The organism is Telluribacter sp. (genome assembly GCF_035998675.1).
Classification (GTDB): Bacteria; Bacteroidota; Bacteroidia; order Cytophagales; family Spirosomataceae; genus Telluribacter.
The window spans coordinates 20,013-37,975 of sequence record NZ_DASYHI010000003.1 but is presented as its reverse complement, the minus strand read 5'-3'; the positions used below and the strand labels follow the sequence as shown (position 1 = coordinate 37,975).

Annotated in this window: 10 protein-coding genes; 6 read left to right on the top strand and 4 right to left on the bottom strand. The window is 47.0% G+C overall.

Features of this window, described 5'->3' with window-relative positions:
• The first annotated feature begins 55 nt into the window (after positions 1 to 55).
• The 4 genes from VGN67_RS01210 to VGN67_RS01195 all read left to right on the top strand — a co-directional run bounded on the left by VGN67_RS01210 (position 56) and on the right by VGN67_RS01195 (position 7,612).
• On the top strand, positions 56 to 1,501 hold the full coding sequence (locus tag VGN67_RS01210; protein WP_327484934.1) for a sulfatase: 1,446 nt from the start codon (positions 56 to 58) through the stop codon (positions 1,499 to 1,501).
• A 484-nt stretch (positions 1,502 to 1,985) separates the two neighbouring features.
• Entirely contained in the window at positions 1,986 to 3,947 is a 1,962-nt protein-coding gene (locus VGN67_RS01205; RefSeq protein ID WP_327484933.1) for an alpha/beta hydrolase, read from the top strand.
• Positions 3,948 to 4,135: 188 nt separating this feature from the next.
• Positions 4,136 to 5,479 (top strand): sulfatase family protein, encoded by a 1,344-nt coding sequence (locus VGN67_RS01200; protein WP_327484932.1) that lies wholly within the window; start codon positions 4,136 to 4,138, stop codon positions 5,477 to 5,479.
• Positions 5,480 to 5,638: 159 nt separating this feature from the next.
• Positions 5,639 to 7,612, top strand: a complete 1,974-nt coding sequence (locus tag VGN67_RS01195; protein WP_327484931.1) for a heparinase II/III domain-containing protein — start codon at positions 5,639 to 5,641, stop codon at positions 7,610 to 7,612.
• 112 nt (positions 7,613 to 7,724) lie between these two features.
• Here the strand turns inward: VGN67_RS01195 and VGN67_RS01190 are convergent, their stop codons facing one another.
• The 4 genes from VGN67_RS01190 to VGN67_RS01175 all read right to left on the bottom strand — a co-directional run bounded on the left by VGN67_RS01190 (position 7,725) and on the right by VGN67_RS01175 (position 14,961).
• Positions 7,725 to 10,340, bottom strand: a complete 2,616-nt coding sequence (locus VGN67_RS01190) for a PAS domain-containing sensor histidine kinase (RefSeq protein WP_327484930.1) — start codon at positions 10,338 to 10,340, stop codon at positions 7,725 to 7,727.
• A 357-nt stretch (positions 10,341 to 10,697) separates the two neighbouring features.
• Positions 10,698 to 11,378 (bottom strand): class I SAM-dependent methyltransferase, encoded by a 681-nt coding sequence (locus VGN67_RS01185; protein WP_327484929.1) that lies wholly within the window; start codon positions 11,376 to 11,378, stop codon positions 10,698 to 10,700.
• A 192-nt stretch (positions 11,379 to 11,570) separates the two neighbouring features.
• Complete coding sequence (locus tag VGN67_RS01180) at positions 11,571 to 13,997, bottom strand: glycoside hydrolase family 65 protein (protein WP_327484928.1); 2,427 nt, start codon at positions 13,995 to 13,997, stop codon at positions 11,571 to 11,573.
• Entirely contained in the window at positions 13,987 to 14,961 is a 975-nt protein-coding gene (locus VGN67_RS01175) for a ribokinase (RefSeq protein WP_327484927.1), read from the bottom strand. The genes VGN67_RS01180 and VGN67_RS01175 overlap by 11 nt, the downstream gene beginning before the upstream one ends.
• Positions 14,962 to 15,319: 358 nt before the next feature.
• Here VGN67_RS01175 and VGN67_RS01170 point away from each other — a divergent pair, with 358 nt between their 5' ends.
• Both VGN67_RS01170 and VGN67_RS01165 read left to right on the top strand, forming a co-directional pair.
• On the top strand, positions 15,320 to 16,441 hold the full coding sequence (locus tag VGN67_RS01170) for an alpha/beta hydrolase (RefSeq protein WP_327484926.1): 1,122 nt from the start codon (positions 15,320 to 15,322) through the stop codon (positions 16,439 to 16,441).
• Positions 16,442 to 16,621: 180 nt separating this feature from the next.
• Positions 16,622 to 17,842, top strand: a complete 1,221-nt coding sequence (locus VGN67_RS01165) for a PQQ-dependent sugar dehydrogenase (protein WP_422664343.1) — start codon at positions 16,622 to 16,624, stop codon at positions 17,840 to 17,842.
• Positions 17,843 to 17,963: the final 121 nt, after the last annotated feature.

The following is a 17,963-nucleotide window of genomic DNA, read 5'->3' as shown; positions in this document are numbered from 1 at the left end:
TTAAAGAATTTTTACCTTAAAAGAATTTTCGTTCGCCTTTAACCTGTTCGATTCAATGAGGGATTTCCTACTTCTGGTTTTGCTTCTGTCCGGAATACCCCTGAGGGGGTTCGCCCAAAAGCCGCAGCCCCCCAACGTCCTGATGATCTGTGTAGACGATATGAATGATTTCATTGGGGGCATGGGACATCCGGACGCCCTCACCCCAAACCTGGACAAGTTGATCAGGAACGGAGCTCTGTTTACCAATGCCCAGTGTCAGTCCCCCATGTGTAGTCCTTCCCGGGCCGCCATAATGACTGGACTGCGGCCTTCCACGACCGGCATTTACGGTTTTATTGACGACAATTTGGTAAAGGAAACCAATGAGGCTACCCGTAAAACGGTGTTCATGCACCAGTATTTTAAGGATAGTGGCTACTACACCATGGGAATAGGAAAAATCTTTCATGAGCACGCTCCGGATGGATTACTGGATGAAAGCGGGGGGCGGGTAAACGGTTTCGGCCCCTCCCCCGCCCAACCTTTTCATTGGAAGAAAAAGGGTACATCAACGGACTGGGGGGCTTTTCCGGAAAAGGATGAACAAATGCCTGATTACCTGTCTGCCCAATGGGCCGTAGAACGTCTTAACCGGACCTACGATAAGCCCTTCTTTCTTACAGTGGGTTTTCTGCGACCGCACGTGCCCTGGTACGTCCCTCAGAAGTGGTTCGACTTGTACAACCCCGATAAACTAACCCTACCTCCCTACCTGAAAGCGGACCGGGAAGATTTACCAGCCATTGCCCTTGATATTGATGAGTTATCGATGATGCCTACCACCGAATGGGCCATTGAGAATAAGCAATGGAAAAATATTATGCAGGGCTACCTGGCGAGTCTGTCCTTTGTGGATCATTACATTGGGGAGGTACTTAATGCACTGGAGAAAAGCCCCCATGCAAAAAATACCATTGTCGTTTTATGGTCGGATCATGGCTACCGACTGGGGGAGAAAGGTACCTTTGCCAAAGTGTGCCTTTGGGATCGGGCTACTAAGGCACCCTTGATTTTTTCAGGTCCCGGAATTCCCCAAAATACTAAAATTGACGCCCCCGTAGAGCTATTCTCCATTTATCCCACTTTAACCGATCTCTGTGGATTAAATTCTGCCAAGAATCTGGAAGCCCGGAGTCTGTACCCCCTGCTAAAACAACCTAAGGCTAAATGGTTTCATCCCGCTCTTTCAACCTGGGGACGTAATAACCATACGGTCAAAACCAGGGAATATCGATACATACGATACGAAGACGGAACCGAAGAGTTATACCTGGTAAAAAAGGACCCGAACGAATGGGAGAATGTAGCTTACCAGAAAAAATACGAAAAAGTAAAGGAGGAGCTCAAGCAATTCCTGCCAACGACCAATGTCAAATGGGCGGCCGCATCTCAATACAATGTAAATGATTATTTCAGGAAACAAAAGCGGGAACAGAGCGAAGAAACGCCCCAGAAGTAGTAAGGTTGTAGGATAGGTTAAGTCATTCAAAAGTTGAAAAATAATACCTAGTCAAATGCCTTCAAGGACGAACATTTCAGGGCATTCGATGAATACACGGGAAGGATCGTTTGGAATTTTTGATTGCCCGCAGCCGTTTATGCAAGTCTGGCTACTTACTCAGTAAAGAGCAGGCAATACATTGTCATTGCGTGCGGAGGTGGCCAAATCCGGTAATCATTTTGTACCTTTTGCCTTAAATCCATGAAAGTTGTCATTCAACTTACTTACTTTTCTAATGAATCTGAATCTTGTGGTTAGGAAAGCCAGGGCTCTTTACCTGGTTCTTGCCTTGCTGAATCCCTTTTGGGCTTTTGCCCAGGCTGATCTATCGGTTTTTCCCTACTGGAAATCATTCCCAGAGGTTCCCTCCGTATCCCTCTACAAACACCTGTACGGTCAGGCTTCCGATCAGTTAAACAGGCGAAAAACGGCAGTAGGTAAATTGAAAACGAAAGAGGACTGGCAGAAGAGACAGGCATTTGTCAGGGCCAGACTCAACGAGGCTTTCGGTCCTTTTCCTCCCAAAACACCACTCAACCCCGTAGTTACGGGTACCGTTGAGCGTGCCGATTTCAGAGTAGAGAAATTATATTTCGAGTCCCAGCCGGGTTATTTTGTTACCGCCGCGCTTTTTATTCCCAAGAACACATCAGGCAAGTCACCCGCTATCCTGTACTGCAGCGGGCATCATATTGCAGGTTTCCGAAGCGATGTATATCAACATACGATTCTGAATTATGTAGAAAAAGGATTTATCGTACTGGCCTTTGATCCCATCGGGCAGGGGGAACGCCGGGATTACCGGGACCTGGAGGGTAAATCTGCCCCCACCAAGGAGCATTCCTATGCTGGTGTGCAAACATTCATAACGGGTATTTCACCGGCCAACTATTTCACCTGGGATGGCATTAGGGCTATTGATTACCTCATCAGCCGACCCGAGGTAGATGCGTCCCGGATTGGAGTTACAGGGCGTTCGGGCGGAGGTACCCAAACGGCCTATATTGCCGCTTTGGATGAGCGGGTACTGGCCTCTGCCCCTGAATGCTATATTACTTCTTTTGACAAACTGCTCCTGTCCAATGGTCCTCAGGATGCCGAACAGAATTTGCTCCATGGCATAGAAAAGGGCCTTGATCTGGCGGATTTTATTGAAGTAAGGGCTCCTAAACCCACCCTGATTGTCAGTACTACGCGGGATATGTTCAGCATCCAGGGTGTCAGGGATACCTACTTAGAGGCCCGGAAGGCATTTGAAGCATTTGGAAAGGCAGGTCATTTAAATAAGGTGGAAGATGATGCGGCCCATGCCTCTACGCCTAAAAACCGGGAAGCTGCTTTTGCTTTTTTTCAAAAATATCTCAATAATCCGGGTAATCCTGAGGACAGCCAGGTGGAACTTTTCCCGGTAGAAGACTTGTACGTGACCCCCGAAGGTAATATCCATAAGCATCTGAAAGGCCAGTCGCTGTTTGCTATGAATAAAAAATACACCCAGGATGTGCTACAGAAAAGAGACCAAAGGAGAAAAAAAGATCCGACTGCGTTTAAAAATATCCGTACCGCGGCAATTTCCCTTTCTGGGTATAAGACTCCTCCCACCGGTGGGTCGGTGATTTTTTCGGGAAGAACCGCACGCCCCAATTACCATCTCGAAAAATACCTGGTGAAAGGGTCCGGTGACTACTATGTGCCCGTCTTGTGGCTGAAGCCAGCCACAAGTACCGGAAAAGCTATTCTGTTTCTGGACGACAGAGGGAAGGCCATGGCCGCAGGGACCGGGGAGTGGGCGGACCGCCTGACCCGGGAGGGCTACGAGGTAATCCTTCCTGATTTGAGTGGCATCGGCGAGTTGGGCAATGGCTATATGAAAGGAGGAGATTCTGTGATTGAGGAAACTCCTTTAAATTTGTGGTTTATGGGCATCCAGACGCACCAGAATCTGGTGGCTGTACGGGCGGCTGAAATTGCTATTCTGGCCGAGTTCATTAAGATGTCCAGGGTTTCCGCCGGACCATTGGTTGCAGCGGCCTCCGGAACCCTGACCTCGGACTTGTTGCATGCGGCTACTTTCAGCAACCCCTTTGACCGCGTTATCCTGCTGAACCCACTGGTATCTTACCAATCAATCGCAGAAGAAAGGCTGTACAAACCCAAATTTGCCATGTCGGCGGTGGCCGGAGCGATCCATGCGTACGATCTGCCCGACCTGGTGGCGGGCCTGGCAACGAAGAATCTGTTACTGGTAAACCCTGTTGATGCCACCGATACGGAAATCGGTCAGCAAGCCATTCAGTCAGCCTACGCCGATGCCCTAGGCCGACAACCTGCGGTTACTTCCTGGATCAAATATGCCGTCAAGCCAGAAGACATGGCCTCCACGGTAATTGCATGGCTGAAGTAGGTGGTCTGACCCGGAAGGGCTAAACCCAGCTGGATGGGTCAGGGAGTGATGTACTAATGGCCTTTCACCAGAGTACGGGCGAGGACGTATAAAATACCTTTTTGTTACGAGTGCCTCCTGATCTAAAATGATCCAAAATCCGGACTGGTAAAAAGGGTTCAGATTCGGGAATTAAAACATTAAATATTATGCATCGAACGCTTTGCTTCCGCCTCTCGGTACTGATCGGGCTGTTGGCTATACTTTTCGGATCCCTGAAAGCGCAACCAGAAACCAGGCCCAACATTATCCTGATTTTTGTGGACGACCTGGGCTATGGCGATGTAGGTTGTTATGGGAGCAAACTTACGCCTACCCCCCATATTGACAAACTGGCAGCGGCGGGTGTACGCTGTACCGATGGGTACGCTTCGGCGGCTACCTGCGCTCCGAGCCGTCTGGGGCTGATGGCGGGTAGGTACCAGCAACGCATGGGTGCGTACAGCAATACGACTGCTCCCCAGGCTATCATCCCAAAAGACCATTTGTTTTTGCCACAGATGTTAAAAAAAGCGGGGTATCGCACCGCTCACATTGGTAAATGGCATATCAACCGTCCGGCAAAATCAGTTTTTGATGATGTTTTTAATGAACTCAAAGGGGCAGCGGATTATTTTCCCGGCCCGGAGGGTCAGTTTCCTGGTCATTTGGGATCACCCATGGTACATGGGTGGAGCAGTAAAAAGAATATGCCCTACCTTACGGATCTTCACGGGGATGCTGCTGTAAAGTTTATCAAAGAACAATCCGAACAACCGCAACCTTTCTTTCTGTATCTGGCCTTCAACGCGCCCCATGCCCCGTGGCAGGCGCCACTGGAGCTAAAGAACAAATTCAAACATATTTCACCGGAGGTAATGCAACTATATGCCGCTATGGTTCATTCCCTGGACCAGAATGTAGGAAAAGTTCTAAGACAACTGGAAAAATCAGGTGTGGCTGACAACACAATGGTTCTGTTCATCAGTGATAACGGACCGGAATGGGGACGAAATTATCCTGCCTTTAACTGGCCTGAAAGCTGGCCTTCCACCATTGTGGGCTCGGCGGGGCCTTTGTCCGGAAGAAAAGCTGAATTTCTGGAGGGAGGGATCCGGGTACCATTTATTATCAGGTGGCCAGGTAAGATAGAAGCCAATCGGGTGTATACAAGACCGGTTAACACGCTTGATCTGTACGAAACATTCAGGGTGGCTGCTAATGCTCCCGAAACAAAATCAGATGGTACTGACCTGCTTCCCTTTCTGACGGGGCGGAAAAAAGAAGATCCCCATAAAATCCTGTTCTGGCAAGGCGGGGAATCCCGCCCGGTTTATGCCCGCATGGGCGACTGGAAGATAGTGGCCCCGCTCGATCATACTCCGCCAACCTTATTTGATTTAAGAAAGGACATCGGGGAAAAGACAGATATTGCATCCCAGCACCCTGGAATTGTGAAGGAGATGCTTGGTTTAGTGGAGAAGTGGAAGCAGGAAATCAAACAGGTTAATTAGCAGGGAGGGGTAAAAAAATTTGTTGCCTGGTTTTTATTGTTTTGACCCTGGGCTTTACCATAGTAGAGGAGCCGGACGGGAAGTACAGGTTATTCAGGGTTGGGTTGAACCCCTTAGAAAAGTTTGGAAAACAAAGTTTAAAGAAATTACAGAAGCCTTATGAAAAAAGGAATACCAATCCTGCTCCTGATGATCTGTATTGTATTTGCGTCATCCACCTATGCCCAGGAATACAAAAACGTGATCACCACTACCTATTCCAGGGGTGATATCATTAAATTTATCGCCCGGGACAATAGCTGGATCAAGTACCCTGCTTATACCGACCGAAGCGCCTGGCAAAAGCTTCCCCCGGAGGTCAGGAAAATGGCTATCGCGCAGGGGGAGAAGTACCTGGGCTACGAGTGGCCGGCCATTAAGGCTACCGACTATCTTGAATTTACCCGAACCGGAAACCGGGCGGTGGTGGACAACAAACGGGTGGAATTCAGCCAAGCCTACCGATCCCTGCTGATGGCCGAGTTGATCGAAGGCAAAGGACGATTTATTGACGATTTAATTAACGGCGTATTTGATATCTGTGAAAGGACCTACTGGGGATCTTCTGCCCATTTTTATTTATATGGACACGAAGGGTCCATTGACAAACCTACGACTGTATTGCCGGATAATGAGGATCCGATTATTGATCTGGCGGTTGGGGATATGGCGGCCGACCTGGCCTGGACCTGGTATTTTTTGCACGAGGAATTCGATAAAATAAGCCCGGTTATCTCTAGGAGGCTGAAAAACGAACTCCAAAAGAAAGTACTAGATCCGTATTACGTGCGGAATGACTTCTGGTGGCTGTACGGATGGCAGGCCGATGGAAATGTCAACAACTGGAATCCCTGGGTGAACTACAACGTGCTCACCTGCATCCTGCTGATGGAAACTGACCCGGTGAAAAAAGCGGACGCAGTCTACAAAAATCTGGCCTCGGTGGACGTCTTTATTAACAATTATCCTCAGGATGGTTCGTGCAGCGAAGGCCCCGGGTACTGGGGTAGCGCGGTCGGAAGGTTCTACAGCTACCTGGAAATGGTTCACAAGGCCAGTGAGGGCAAAATTAATATTTTTAAAAACGAGAAAGTAAAGGAAATGGGCCGGTATATTTACCGGGTCTACATCAGCAAAGGCATGTACTTTACCAACTATGCCGATGCCGCCGTCAAAATAGAACGTAGCCCAGCCTCCATTTACCGGATCGGGACCCGCATTGAGGACCCGGTAATGAAATCGTTTGCCACCTACCTGAATAAAATAGCGGGCGAAAATGAAAAGCCACTGGGTGGACGAATTGGCGAAAACTTGGAAAACCTGTTCACCCCCGTAGACTGGACCGGTACCAACCCCGTCGAACCCCTGATCTCTGATTTTCACTTTCCGGACTGGGATGTGGTGATCGCCCGCGATAAACCGGGAACGACTGACGGTTTTTATTTTACGGCCAAAGGGGGTAGTAACGGCGAACAGCATAACCACAACGATGTGGGTACTTTTATGCTTTACTTTAACGGAGATCCGGTTTTCCTGGATCTGGGCGTTGGTACCTACACCCGGGAAACCTTTGGCCGGGGCAGGTACAATATCTGGACCATGCAGTCTAACTACCACAACCTGCCGGTGATCAACGGGCAGGGCCAGAAGGATGGGATCAAGTTCAGAGCTCATAATTCAAAATATATGACCTCGAAAGATAGGGTCAGCTTTATAACAGACATTTCGAAAGCCTATACTGAAGAGGCCAAAGTGAAATCCTGGAGCCGGGGCTATGCACTGGAGCGGGGAAAGAAGTTTACCATCCTGGACCGGTATGAACTGGCAGCCAACACGGGCCAGAACAAATTGCACTTTATGACAGGGCTGCCGAATAAGATCGTAAAGCCGGGGACCATACATTTGTCCGGAGATGGGTATACCCTGGAAATGAAATATAACCCGGAATTGCTGGCGGCAAGCATTGAAAACATTAAGGTGGAAGATCCGAGACTGGTCAACAACCTGGGAAAGGAGGTAAACCGGATTGTGTTCGAATTGAAAAACAAAGGACTTTCCGGCGATTTATCTATACAAATTGCGGAGGTCAGGTAAACGTCCCGGACTTTCCAACTTTTTGTCAAAATCCCAATGTAGATGAGACGTACTATCCAGTTGATAACCAGCTATCCCCGTTGTAAACAGGAAAATATATCCACCCGAAAGTTTAGTGGGGCGATGGTAATAAAACAACAAAAGTACTTCCTGCGCCCGGAGTACTAGTCACAGTGATGCCACCTCCATGCAGCTCTGCCACCTTTTTGCATATAGACAATCCTAATCCACTACCCGGGTAATGGCTCCGGCCTTGCAGTCGGACAAACAACTCAAATATTCTTCTTCCGTGATCCTGTTCCATACCTATGCCGTTATCCTTCACCCGAACAGCCAGAAAGCAGCTCCCAATATCCAGTCCTGACTGAATGATCTCTTCCTGGGTTGCCACTCCCGACTCTATGCAGATTTGTGGGGGTATATCAGTATGGCTAAATTTCAAGGCATTACTGATTAGGTTCTGGAACAGTTGCCTGAGTTGAATCGCATTCCCTTCTGTATCGGGTAGCTCTGCTAGTAGTATATGGGCCTTTTTCTCTTCAATCCTGCTTTCAAGGTCTGACAGAATGTTTTGGACAAGAGCGTGGAGGGAAACGGGTTGATGGGACTCCTTCTGAGTAGAAAACTGGGAGTAGGTTAGCAGCCCATCAATCAGATCCTGCATCCGTATACTGGCTGACTGCATCCTATTTAGCAGGTCTATTCCTGCCGGGGGCAGTAAGGGTGTAAATTGTTTCACCACCATTTTGGAAAAGGAGCTGATCTTTCGCGCTGGTTCCTGTAAGTCGTGAGAAGCTATATAAGCGAATTGCTCCAGGTCTTTATTGGACTGTCGTAATTCTTCCAGAAGTAGTTCCTGATTTTGCCGCAGCAGTACCTGATCAGTAGTTTCCATAAAGGTAAGAATGACCAGGCCTTTGCCAGTCTGTGTTAAAGACAGGGTGAACCATCGAATCGTGTTCAGTTTAGGAGACGGAAAAGACACTTCAGCCCTGAAAGGTACACTCGCCTCAACAGCCTGTTTCATCCTGGCAAAATAGCCTACCTCCCTGGCGGTGGGAAACAGGGAAAGGTACGTTTTTCCGACTATCTCAGCATTGGTTAAGAAGGTATAAGTTTCTGCCGCCTGATTTGCCAATACAATTTTGAAGTCCTCAATTTGGCCTTGGCCATCTTTTATCACTTCCATCGCAAGTATGCCATTAATGGAGCTATCAAGTACCCCTTCTACCAACTCTTTCTGATGCTGGACATTAAGCAAGGCTTTTTGAATGGCAGTAATATCAACATAGGTAATGACAACTCCATTATTCAGCTTATGCATAGTGAACTTATACCAGCTATCGGTTATGCGATTATGCCAGCGATCCTTAATGTAAGGCAGGCCTGTCTCCATCACCTGAATAGCCTGTTCAAATAGTTTGGCTTTTTTTCCAACCAGCTGCCTGATGGAATAACCAATAGTATTAAATCCAAAAAGGCTTTGGAGGGTGTGTATTGTGCCATTATTCCCTTTGGTTATCCGAAAGTCGATAACGCAACCAGATTCATCCCGTATGGCCTCAGCAACAAGTTTATAGTTTTCGGTACTATTCAGGATATTTTCTAAAAGAAGATTCTGCTCCTCCACTTCCAAAGTAGCCAGCTTTTGTTGGGTAATATCCCGGACAAACATCAATAGCTTATCCTCCAGTTTATTAACCGAAACATCCGTCCAAAGGTCTTTGCCTTCTCTTCTATTATGTCTTTCCACCCTAAGGGGTATACCTGTCTGAAGTACCTGAGCATACTGAGGAATAAACTCCTTCGCACCAGTAGACATCTGCGTAAGAGTCCCCTTTTGATAATCTTCTGCCGAGAAAAAGCCTTCACATAGCGCCGCTTTATTGAATTGGGAAGCTTTTAAATCAATAATATTTTCTTCGGCGTCTCGTACCGGCTCCCATAGCACAATGATATCCTGGCTGCAGTCTATCAGCTGTTGCAGCACCTGAGACTGGAGCTCAAGCTTGCGTTCAACCTGCTGTTTTGCCGTTCGGTCGTAATAGTTCACCAGAACACCATCCCCGTATTTGGTTACAGCTAGTTGAAAGGTCTGATCTTTTTCGGAGTAGTACTTTTCCGGGACATAGGGAGTACCGGTTTCAACGACTTTAACAAAATGGCTAAACTGACTTACTTCCTTCGGTTGATTCACCCAATCGTTCAGGCATTCGCCTTCCTTGCCCAAAATTCCTAAAAATGGATAATTACGTGGGTCCTGGTTCTGAAATGTTAAGCTAAAGTCTTCAATTAACCCTTCCTGATTCCGTAAGGCATCAAGAGCTACTACTCCGGTTAAATGGGTAGAAAGTAACTGATCTCCCAGTGCCTGGATCAACAGTTTATTTTGTAATTCTTTTTTGACAAGTACCAATAAGGTGCTGGAAAGGGGAGTTACTTCAAAGGCCAGGGGTGATTCAAGGTCTGCAGCAGGAAGCCCTACCAATAAGCCTGATTGTTTTTGACTGGATGTATTTGCTTGAACAAGTGCTTTTTGTAGTACAGCTGAGGGTATATGCTGTTCTATGGGAAAGGGAGTGGGGAATTCTGCTATCCAACCCAGTACGGATTTGGCTTGTGAATTAACCCAGGTAACCTCAAATAAGCTATCCTCCCCATTCCGTTTCCGACAAAGCAAAAAGGCATCAGACGACTTTTCAAAGTACTCCAATTCAAAAGAATGCATAAGTTAAAGCTTTTGAAATTATCTTTTTGGAGGAATAACAATTTCTCTAAAACAGGCCATCGGCGCTGTACGGCCTGTTGTAATATCTTAGTTACAAATTAATGAATTAATTTCATCCCAACTCACATCAGAAGTCTAATAAGCTTTTAATAATAAAGGCAACGTGTATTACTCATCGCACCTACTCTCTCCGGCCGGAAGCATCTATAAGTAATATATGATTACAATTTATACATACACAAGCCTCACCTTAATAGTAAAGAATAAAATTAAAGCTCATCAATACTAACTCACAAAAACAAAAAATCAATTTTCTTATTATCCAATGTATTGGATAATAAGAAAATTGAAAATCCGCTACTGCCGGGGTATCTTAAAGTATTCGTAGAAATATTCCTTAGGCTTAAGATTTAGCCACTGCTCCCGGTTTTCGGAAAGGTCCTGGTAACTGAGATTTTTGATTTCGGCCACCGACATACTCTGTGGATTTTCAGGCTTCCCTTTGGTGATGATACCCAGGCCGTAATCACAATCCAGTACAAATACATTGATGTCCTTATTTAAGCTACGCAGGTGCAGGACAGCCTTCCAGACATCACCGTTCCAGAACCCCTGGCCATTCCACTCCTGGAAAGTTATTCCGGCCTGGGGTGTTACAGGATTACAATCGTGCACCACGATCACTCCTTCGTCACTCAGGTACTTGAGTGTATTTTCAATATCACGCAGGACGTACTCGTACGCATGCATCCCGTCGATGAGGCATAGATCGATGGGCCTGTTGGCAAACACCTGATGGGCGTGCTGCTCAAAAAAATCATCACTTGTCACCTCATAATACTGGCTCGTCAGATTATACGGGTTCACGATGGTTTTACCAATTCTCCGCAATGTATCAAACTTGAACATTGGATCCACTGCGACTTTGAAATGGCTTTGTATTTTGAAGAAGATATGCCCGTTTAATACGCCAATCTCGAGGTAGTTCTTAAGCTTTTTCTGCCTGGAAAGGCTTTGTAAAACATTTAGACGATTCATTTCCGGATGGGTTGAAAAGATGGAAAAGTAAAAATAAGGCTGAGCTACATATTTTCCATTTTTCTTTACTTATAATTATCCAATTCCGTGTCTTGCCCTAATAAGAAAACGACCTTTTCTTCACCTAGCGAGGCTTATGTAACTAGGTGTATTCGTTATTTCAGCGGAATACAAATCTATTGGCCTCTTCACTTATACTTTTATGATGAAACAAAAGCTTTCACCACCTGTAAGCTTATGGGTAGTACGGGCATGTCTAATAGTAACATCTGTTGCCTGCCTGTTAAGAGACTTTACCCAAATTCTTTCACGGTTGATTCTGCATTCCAGTTCTACCCCACGAAACAGTAGGTTAAGGCTAAACTCCATTAGGGAATCGGGTAATGCAGGATTAAAAGACAATGTACCCTCCTGAACCCCAATGCCTGCATAATGATGCTGAATAACGCCCAAAGTGCCGCCCATGGCCCCTAAATGTATGCCTTCAGAACTGCCTTCGTCTTCACTGGGGGAAAGATCTATTTGTTGAGCTTTCTGAAATAACAACCAGGAGGCCTCCCCATCCAAATGCGCCAGCGCCCCCGCATGAATGATACGCGACAGACTTGATTCATTCGCGGTATAGACCATTTGAAGATCTATTGTCTTTTTCAGTTGCTCCATTGATAGAGAATAGCCCATGTGCTGAAGTATCCCTTGCAATTCGGTTGGGGAGAAAAGGTAAAGCAGCAGCGAAGTGTCTGCTTGTTTAGAAAGCTTATAATGGTTAGTATCGTCCCCCTGGGCCACAAGCCTCCAGTCTACCCGCTGATTTCCCCATTTTTGTCGGAATGCTTCCAGGTCAAAACTCTTTAAGTCTATGAATCCTTTAAATTGATCCAATGTTCCATCTTTGAGTATAACCAGGTATATCTTTCGGCTGATGCTTTCCCACTTTTCCAGCTCTCCGGGGCTTAGTTGAATATTTTCCTGTAAATCCTTTTGCTGTTGCTCCGTAAGCTGATGGTACATTTGACCAGCCCGCAGCAGGGTCCAGGCCGCCATTACATTAGTATACGTATTATTATTTATTCCCCTTTGTAACTTATCCTTAGGATTGGCATCCGGATAGCGGGTGTGGTGTTCATCGGGACCTACCACACCCCTTATTTCATAGCGGTCTGACTCTGGATTGTATTGGGCCAAACTAGCCCAGAAGCGGGCAATTTCTATAAGCATTTCAGCACCATAATCTGCCAGAAAAAGTTTGTCGCCTGTCACCTCTACATAATTGCTAATGCTGTAGGCAATGATGGCCCCAATGTGGTACTGAAGGTAGGTAAAATCCTCCATCCAATGTTTGGAATAGAGATTATATTGAAGCAGAGGTGTTTCTTCGCGTCCGCTTCTGGCACTGCGCCAAGGGTACATAGCTCCTTGATAGCCTGCTTCTCTGGCCAAACTTCGAGCCGCATCCAGTCGGCGGTAGCGGTATAATAGTAGTGAACGGGCTATGGTAGGAAAGCGAAAAGTTAGAAAAGGAAATAAAAACATCTCGTCCCAAAAGATTTGCCCATGATACTCCTCGCCCTGCCAGCCGCTGGGTGGCACCCCTACATCCAGATCGGCTGCGTGCAGAGAAATGTTCTGGAGGATCTGGAATATGTGTAATCGTAAAAAAGGGAGCTGATCTTGTGGGATCATGTCCAGCCGGCAGTGCTGCCATAGTTTTTTCCAGGCAGCTGCATGTGCCTTGAAGAGCGATTCAAAATCCTGGGCTTGGGCAAGAGCTTTGTGGGTAGCTTCCCGGCAATCTGAGAGTGCTTTGTCGTGAGAGGTATAGAGAGCTACCACCTTCTCAACCACCAGGCTTTCATCCTGTTTTAATTTTACATATACGTATTCGCTGATGCTGTTAACACTCGCTTGGACAGTTCTATGGCAGGAGACAGACTTTCCCCCTTGCTGCAAACGGGTTCTGGCCAGCAAAGCAATGTCGATGCCGGATTGAACAGTTCTGCCTACCAACTCCAAACATTCCTGTCCAATGCGAGCCGAACTAAGTATCTGCAGGTGGCGCTTGTTGAAGGGCGCATAGCGGGCAACATTATTATTCTGTACGTCTCCGTCAAGGCCACTGCGAACTTCCAGGGTTCCGGACCAGTTTTCTACTTTAATTTCCTGCTGCAGCACCATAAGGTGTTCCTGAGCCATACTCAGAAATCTTTTTTCAAACAGGCTGCAGATCCTGCCCTCCCTTGTTTTAAAGCGTACGTGGCGCTCCAGCAGGGCTTTGTCCAGATGCAACTCCTGCTGGTAGGTTAGAATTTCGACCTCTTCCAGCAAAAACCAGCTTTCTCCCTCAATCCGGAAGGTTAGTGGCAGCCAGTTAGGCAAGTTCACCAGCGAATCATTTTCTACTACTTTGCCCTCTATCAGGGTGCTAAGCCGGTTGTAGCAGCCTACCCGATACGTACCCGGGTAGTGAATCTTGTCTTCAGCTGATTCAGGGGTGGCGGCCCGGCTTACCAAATACCCGTTTCCCAGGGCAAAAAGTGCCTCCCGCCGGCCCTCATCGGCAGCATCATAATGGTGGTAGCGAATGCTCCAATCCAGAAAAGTACCCTTATTACTTTGCATGTAACTTCTTTACCTTAGCACTAATTTGATCAAAGAGCTCTTCGAGACGCTCTCGCGCGGGATAGGCAGGCTGAGATCCGTAGGCTGTAACTGCGGCATGAGAAGCAGCAACGGCAAAGCAAGCCATATCTTTGAGAGTGCGCTTCTCCAGAATGGCCACAGCCAACGCACCGGCAAAAGCATCGCCGGCACCTGTAGTATCTACCACCTCCACTTCAACAGGAGGAACATGCAGGATGATTTCAGCATTGGCGATCACACAACCCCCATCTTCCAGCTTTATGATGGCATGCCGTACCCCATCCTGAAGCAGCTTTAAGGCCGCTTTTTTTCCTTCCTCAGCCGATGTGGCCCTGCTACCCGTAAGACCTTCCGCTTCGGATGCATCCGGCACTATATAATCTACCATAAAGAATAAGGCTTTGTTTACGCGGACAGGAGGTGAGGGGTCCAGCACAATGGAAAAACCTTTTTCATGAGCAGCCTTTATGGCTACCTCAACAATGAAAGCAGGAATTTCATAATCCACTACCAGCACTGAACCTTCTGGTGCTTCTGCAATGGCCACTCTTACTTTTTGGTGGTCGCTTTCTTCCCAAGCATCGTTGGCATTAGTGGAAAGCATAATATTCTTCTTTCCATCAGCAGGTACCATAATCATAGAGAAGCCGGTAGTAGCCCCTTGCACCTTTTCCACATGACGAAGGTCAATCGCCATTTCTTTCAGGGCTCCCAAGGCCTGAAGGCTCAGATCATCGTCTCCCACCCGCGCTATTATAGAGGCCGGTGCTCCTAGTTTACTGGCCAGATAGGCCACATTGGCTGCCTTTCCACCACTCAGGCGCCTGAAGTCCCGGGCAAGTACGGTGGTAGTTTCACCGATCTTCTGATCTACCCGTACCTGAAAATCGGCATTTACACTACCTAAGGAGAGAATAATTCCTTGTGTCATTTCTTTTGCCATGGGTGTATGTGCTAAGTTATACAAATGTTGAATTCGGTTTAAGATATATCATGTTTACAAAGCTTTCCCCTACAAAAGTTAGTCTTCTGCTTTTAACAATAAGTTAATAAACTCCATGCCATGACCAAAAGCCACCTGGAGTAACTACTGAGCTATTTAGACAATCCCGGTCGTAAATACGAATGTCGATGCTCCTGATTTATGCCGCTGGAAAGAAAGAGATCAAAGGCAAACAAAAGAAGTTACCAGGAGTTAGAACCATAAATCGATTTAGTGAGATAGATTTTGTGAGACATTTTTTAAATCAATAATGATTATGGAACAATTAATTAGAAGTATACACCTACTAATATGGCGTTTGTTTACTAGAAAAATATCCATTGATATCCGTCTTAGTCTTACGGCCATTTTTCTCCTAACGAGCCTAGCGGCCTGTCAGGATCATACTTTTGATGTGACGCCACAGACCCCCTCACCGGGGCAAAATATCCGTCCTAAAAGTCCTAATCCCGACTGGGCTCCCAACATTGACCCGCCGATGTGGGCGGTGGTCGAAGAGTTTCTGCGGTTAAATCCGATTCCTTTTACCCAGCTTACGCCTCAGGAAGCCCGTCAGCGGCCCACTATCAAAGATGCAGTGAACAACCTGTTGCGGGAGAATAATATTACCCCTCCGCCCGTAAATGTCACCATCACCGAGCAGATGATCCCTGGCTGGAATGGGGCCAGTTTGCGGGCTAAAATCTATACCCCTAAAACAGGAACGGGGCCTTTCCCGGTAATCGTCTACTTCCACGGCGGAGGCTGGGTCATTGCCGATGCTGATGTTTACGAAGCCTCAACCATTGCCCTTTCACAGAACACAGGAGCAGTGGTGGTTTCTGTTGATTATCGAAGGGCTCCTGAACATAAATTTCCGACCGCTCATGAAGATGCTTTTGCCTCTTATCAATGGGTAAGAGCTAATGCTGCTACGATCAACGGCAAGCCTGACAAGATTGCAGTGGCCGGGGAAAGTGCCGGGGGAAATCTGGCCGCGGCGGTGTGTCTGATGGCTAAGGAAAGAAGTGTCCCCATGCCACTGCACCAACTGCTGGTATATCCCATTGCCAATAACGACTTTAATACAGAGTCCTACCAGCGCTATACCAATGCTAAACCACTGGATAAGCCGCTGATGATGTGGTTTTTTGAACAATACCTCAACAACCCGGCCGAAGGGGAGCATCCCTATATTTCTCTGGTCGATAAGGCTGATTTGAGCGGTGTGCCACCAGCCACCATTATTGGGGCCCAGATTGACCCCCTTCAAACTGAAGGCAAGCAACTCGCTGATAAATTACAGTCCCTGGGCGTACCGGTAGCCTACCAGCTCTACGAAGGGGTCACTCATGAATTCTTTGGTACCTATGCCATTGTACCCGATGCGGCACGAGCGCAGGACTTTGCCGCTGAACGCCTGAGAGAAGCTTTAAAATAGAAGACAGCGCAGTGGTTATAACCTCTTAGATTGTGAATGTCATCATTTCCTGCCACAGGAAGGGCCAGCAAGATGTCTGGCCCTTCCTGTGTTCAGGGTAAACAATCTGAAATTATTGGGGTTTAAGGTGAACAATTTTAGAGAAGAATTAAAGTCAGTAAATATTATACACCATTCACCATGAGGACTCTACGAAAATCATTGATTTTTGCTGCTACTGGGGCAGCACTTGTGGTAGGTTGTAAAGGGACGCAAGTGCTTTTTAACGAGGTGATACCCGAAACCGATGACAAACGTACTACTGCTCAGTATACCGGATATGTATTTAAACCCGCTCTGGTACCCGCAACTGATCAAAATGTGGCCCAACTTAAAGTTCCGGCAGGTTTTACCATTACTAAATTTGCCGAAGGTTTAGGCAAACCGAGGATGCTTGTAGTGAGTCAGACCGGAAATGTATACGTAACCGACCGGGAAGCAGGTACTGTGACCTTAGTACGCGATGCGGATCAAGATGGCAGAGCCGAAGAAAAGCGGACTGTACTTAGCCTGAAACAGGTACATGGTATTACGATACACAAGGGTACTATGTACCTGATAACGGTGAAAGAGGTATATTCTGCCTCTATAAATGCTGACGGCAGTTTGGGGCAACCCCAAATGCTGATTAATGATTTACCCGATGGAGGCCAGCATCCCAATCGTACTTTAGCCTTCGGCCCTGATGGAATGATGTATATTACCGTTGGCAGTACCTGCAACGCCTGCGACGAACCTAATCCGGAAAGCGCTACCATACTACGGGCTAATGCCGATGGTTCCAACCGCAAAATATTTGCCAAAGGTTTACGAAACACGATTGGGTTTGGCTGGCATCCTCAGACCCAGGAACTGTTTGGAATGGACCATGGCATTGATTGGTTGGGGGATAATGAACAAAAAGAGGAGGTTAACTCCATAAAACAAAATGCTGACTACGGCTGGCCCTATATTTATGGGGAAGGCAAATACAATCCGGCGGATCGACCCCCAGGAGACACGACCTACCAGCAGTACCTGCAAAAAACCACCTTACCCTTACTGACTTATCTGGCCCATAGTGCTCCTATTGCTATGATTTTTTATACCGGTAATCAGTTTCCGGCCGAATACCGGAATGATGCCTTTGTTGCCCTTCACGGTTCCTGGAACCGAAGTAATCCGGTGGGATATAAATTGGTTCGGCTGCATTTCGAAAATGGCAAACCCGTTCGCTTCCAGGATTTTGTAAATGGTTTTCTGATCAATAATGACAACTCAATGTTTGGCCGACCCGTGGGAATCAGCCAATACCAGGATGGCTCACTACTATTTACGGATGATTATAATGGCGTTATTTACAGGGTAGCCTACACCAGGTAGAAACAGCAGGCATAGAAAAAGAGGTACTGTATGTAAAGTTTAAGCCTTAACCGTATTCTCTTTCGTTCTTTGGATATAACGATAGGTTTTCTGTTTCTTCCCTAACCTTGCCATCCACTCA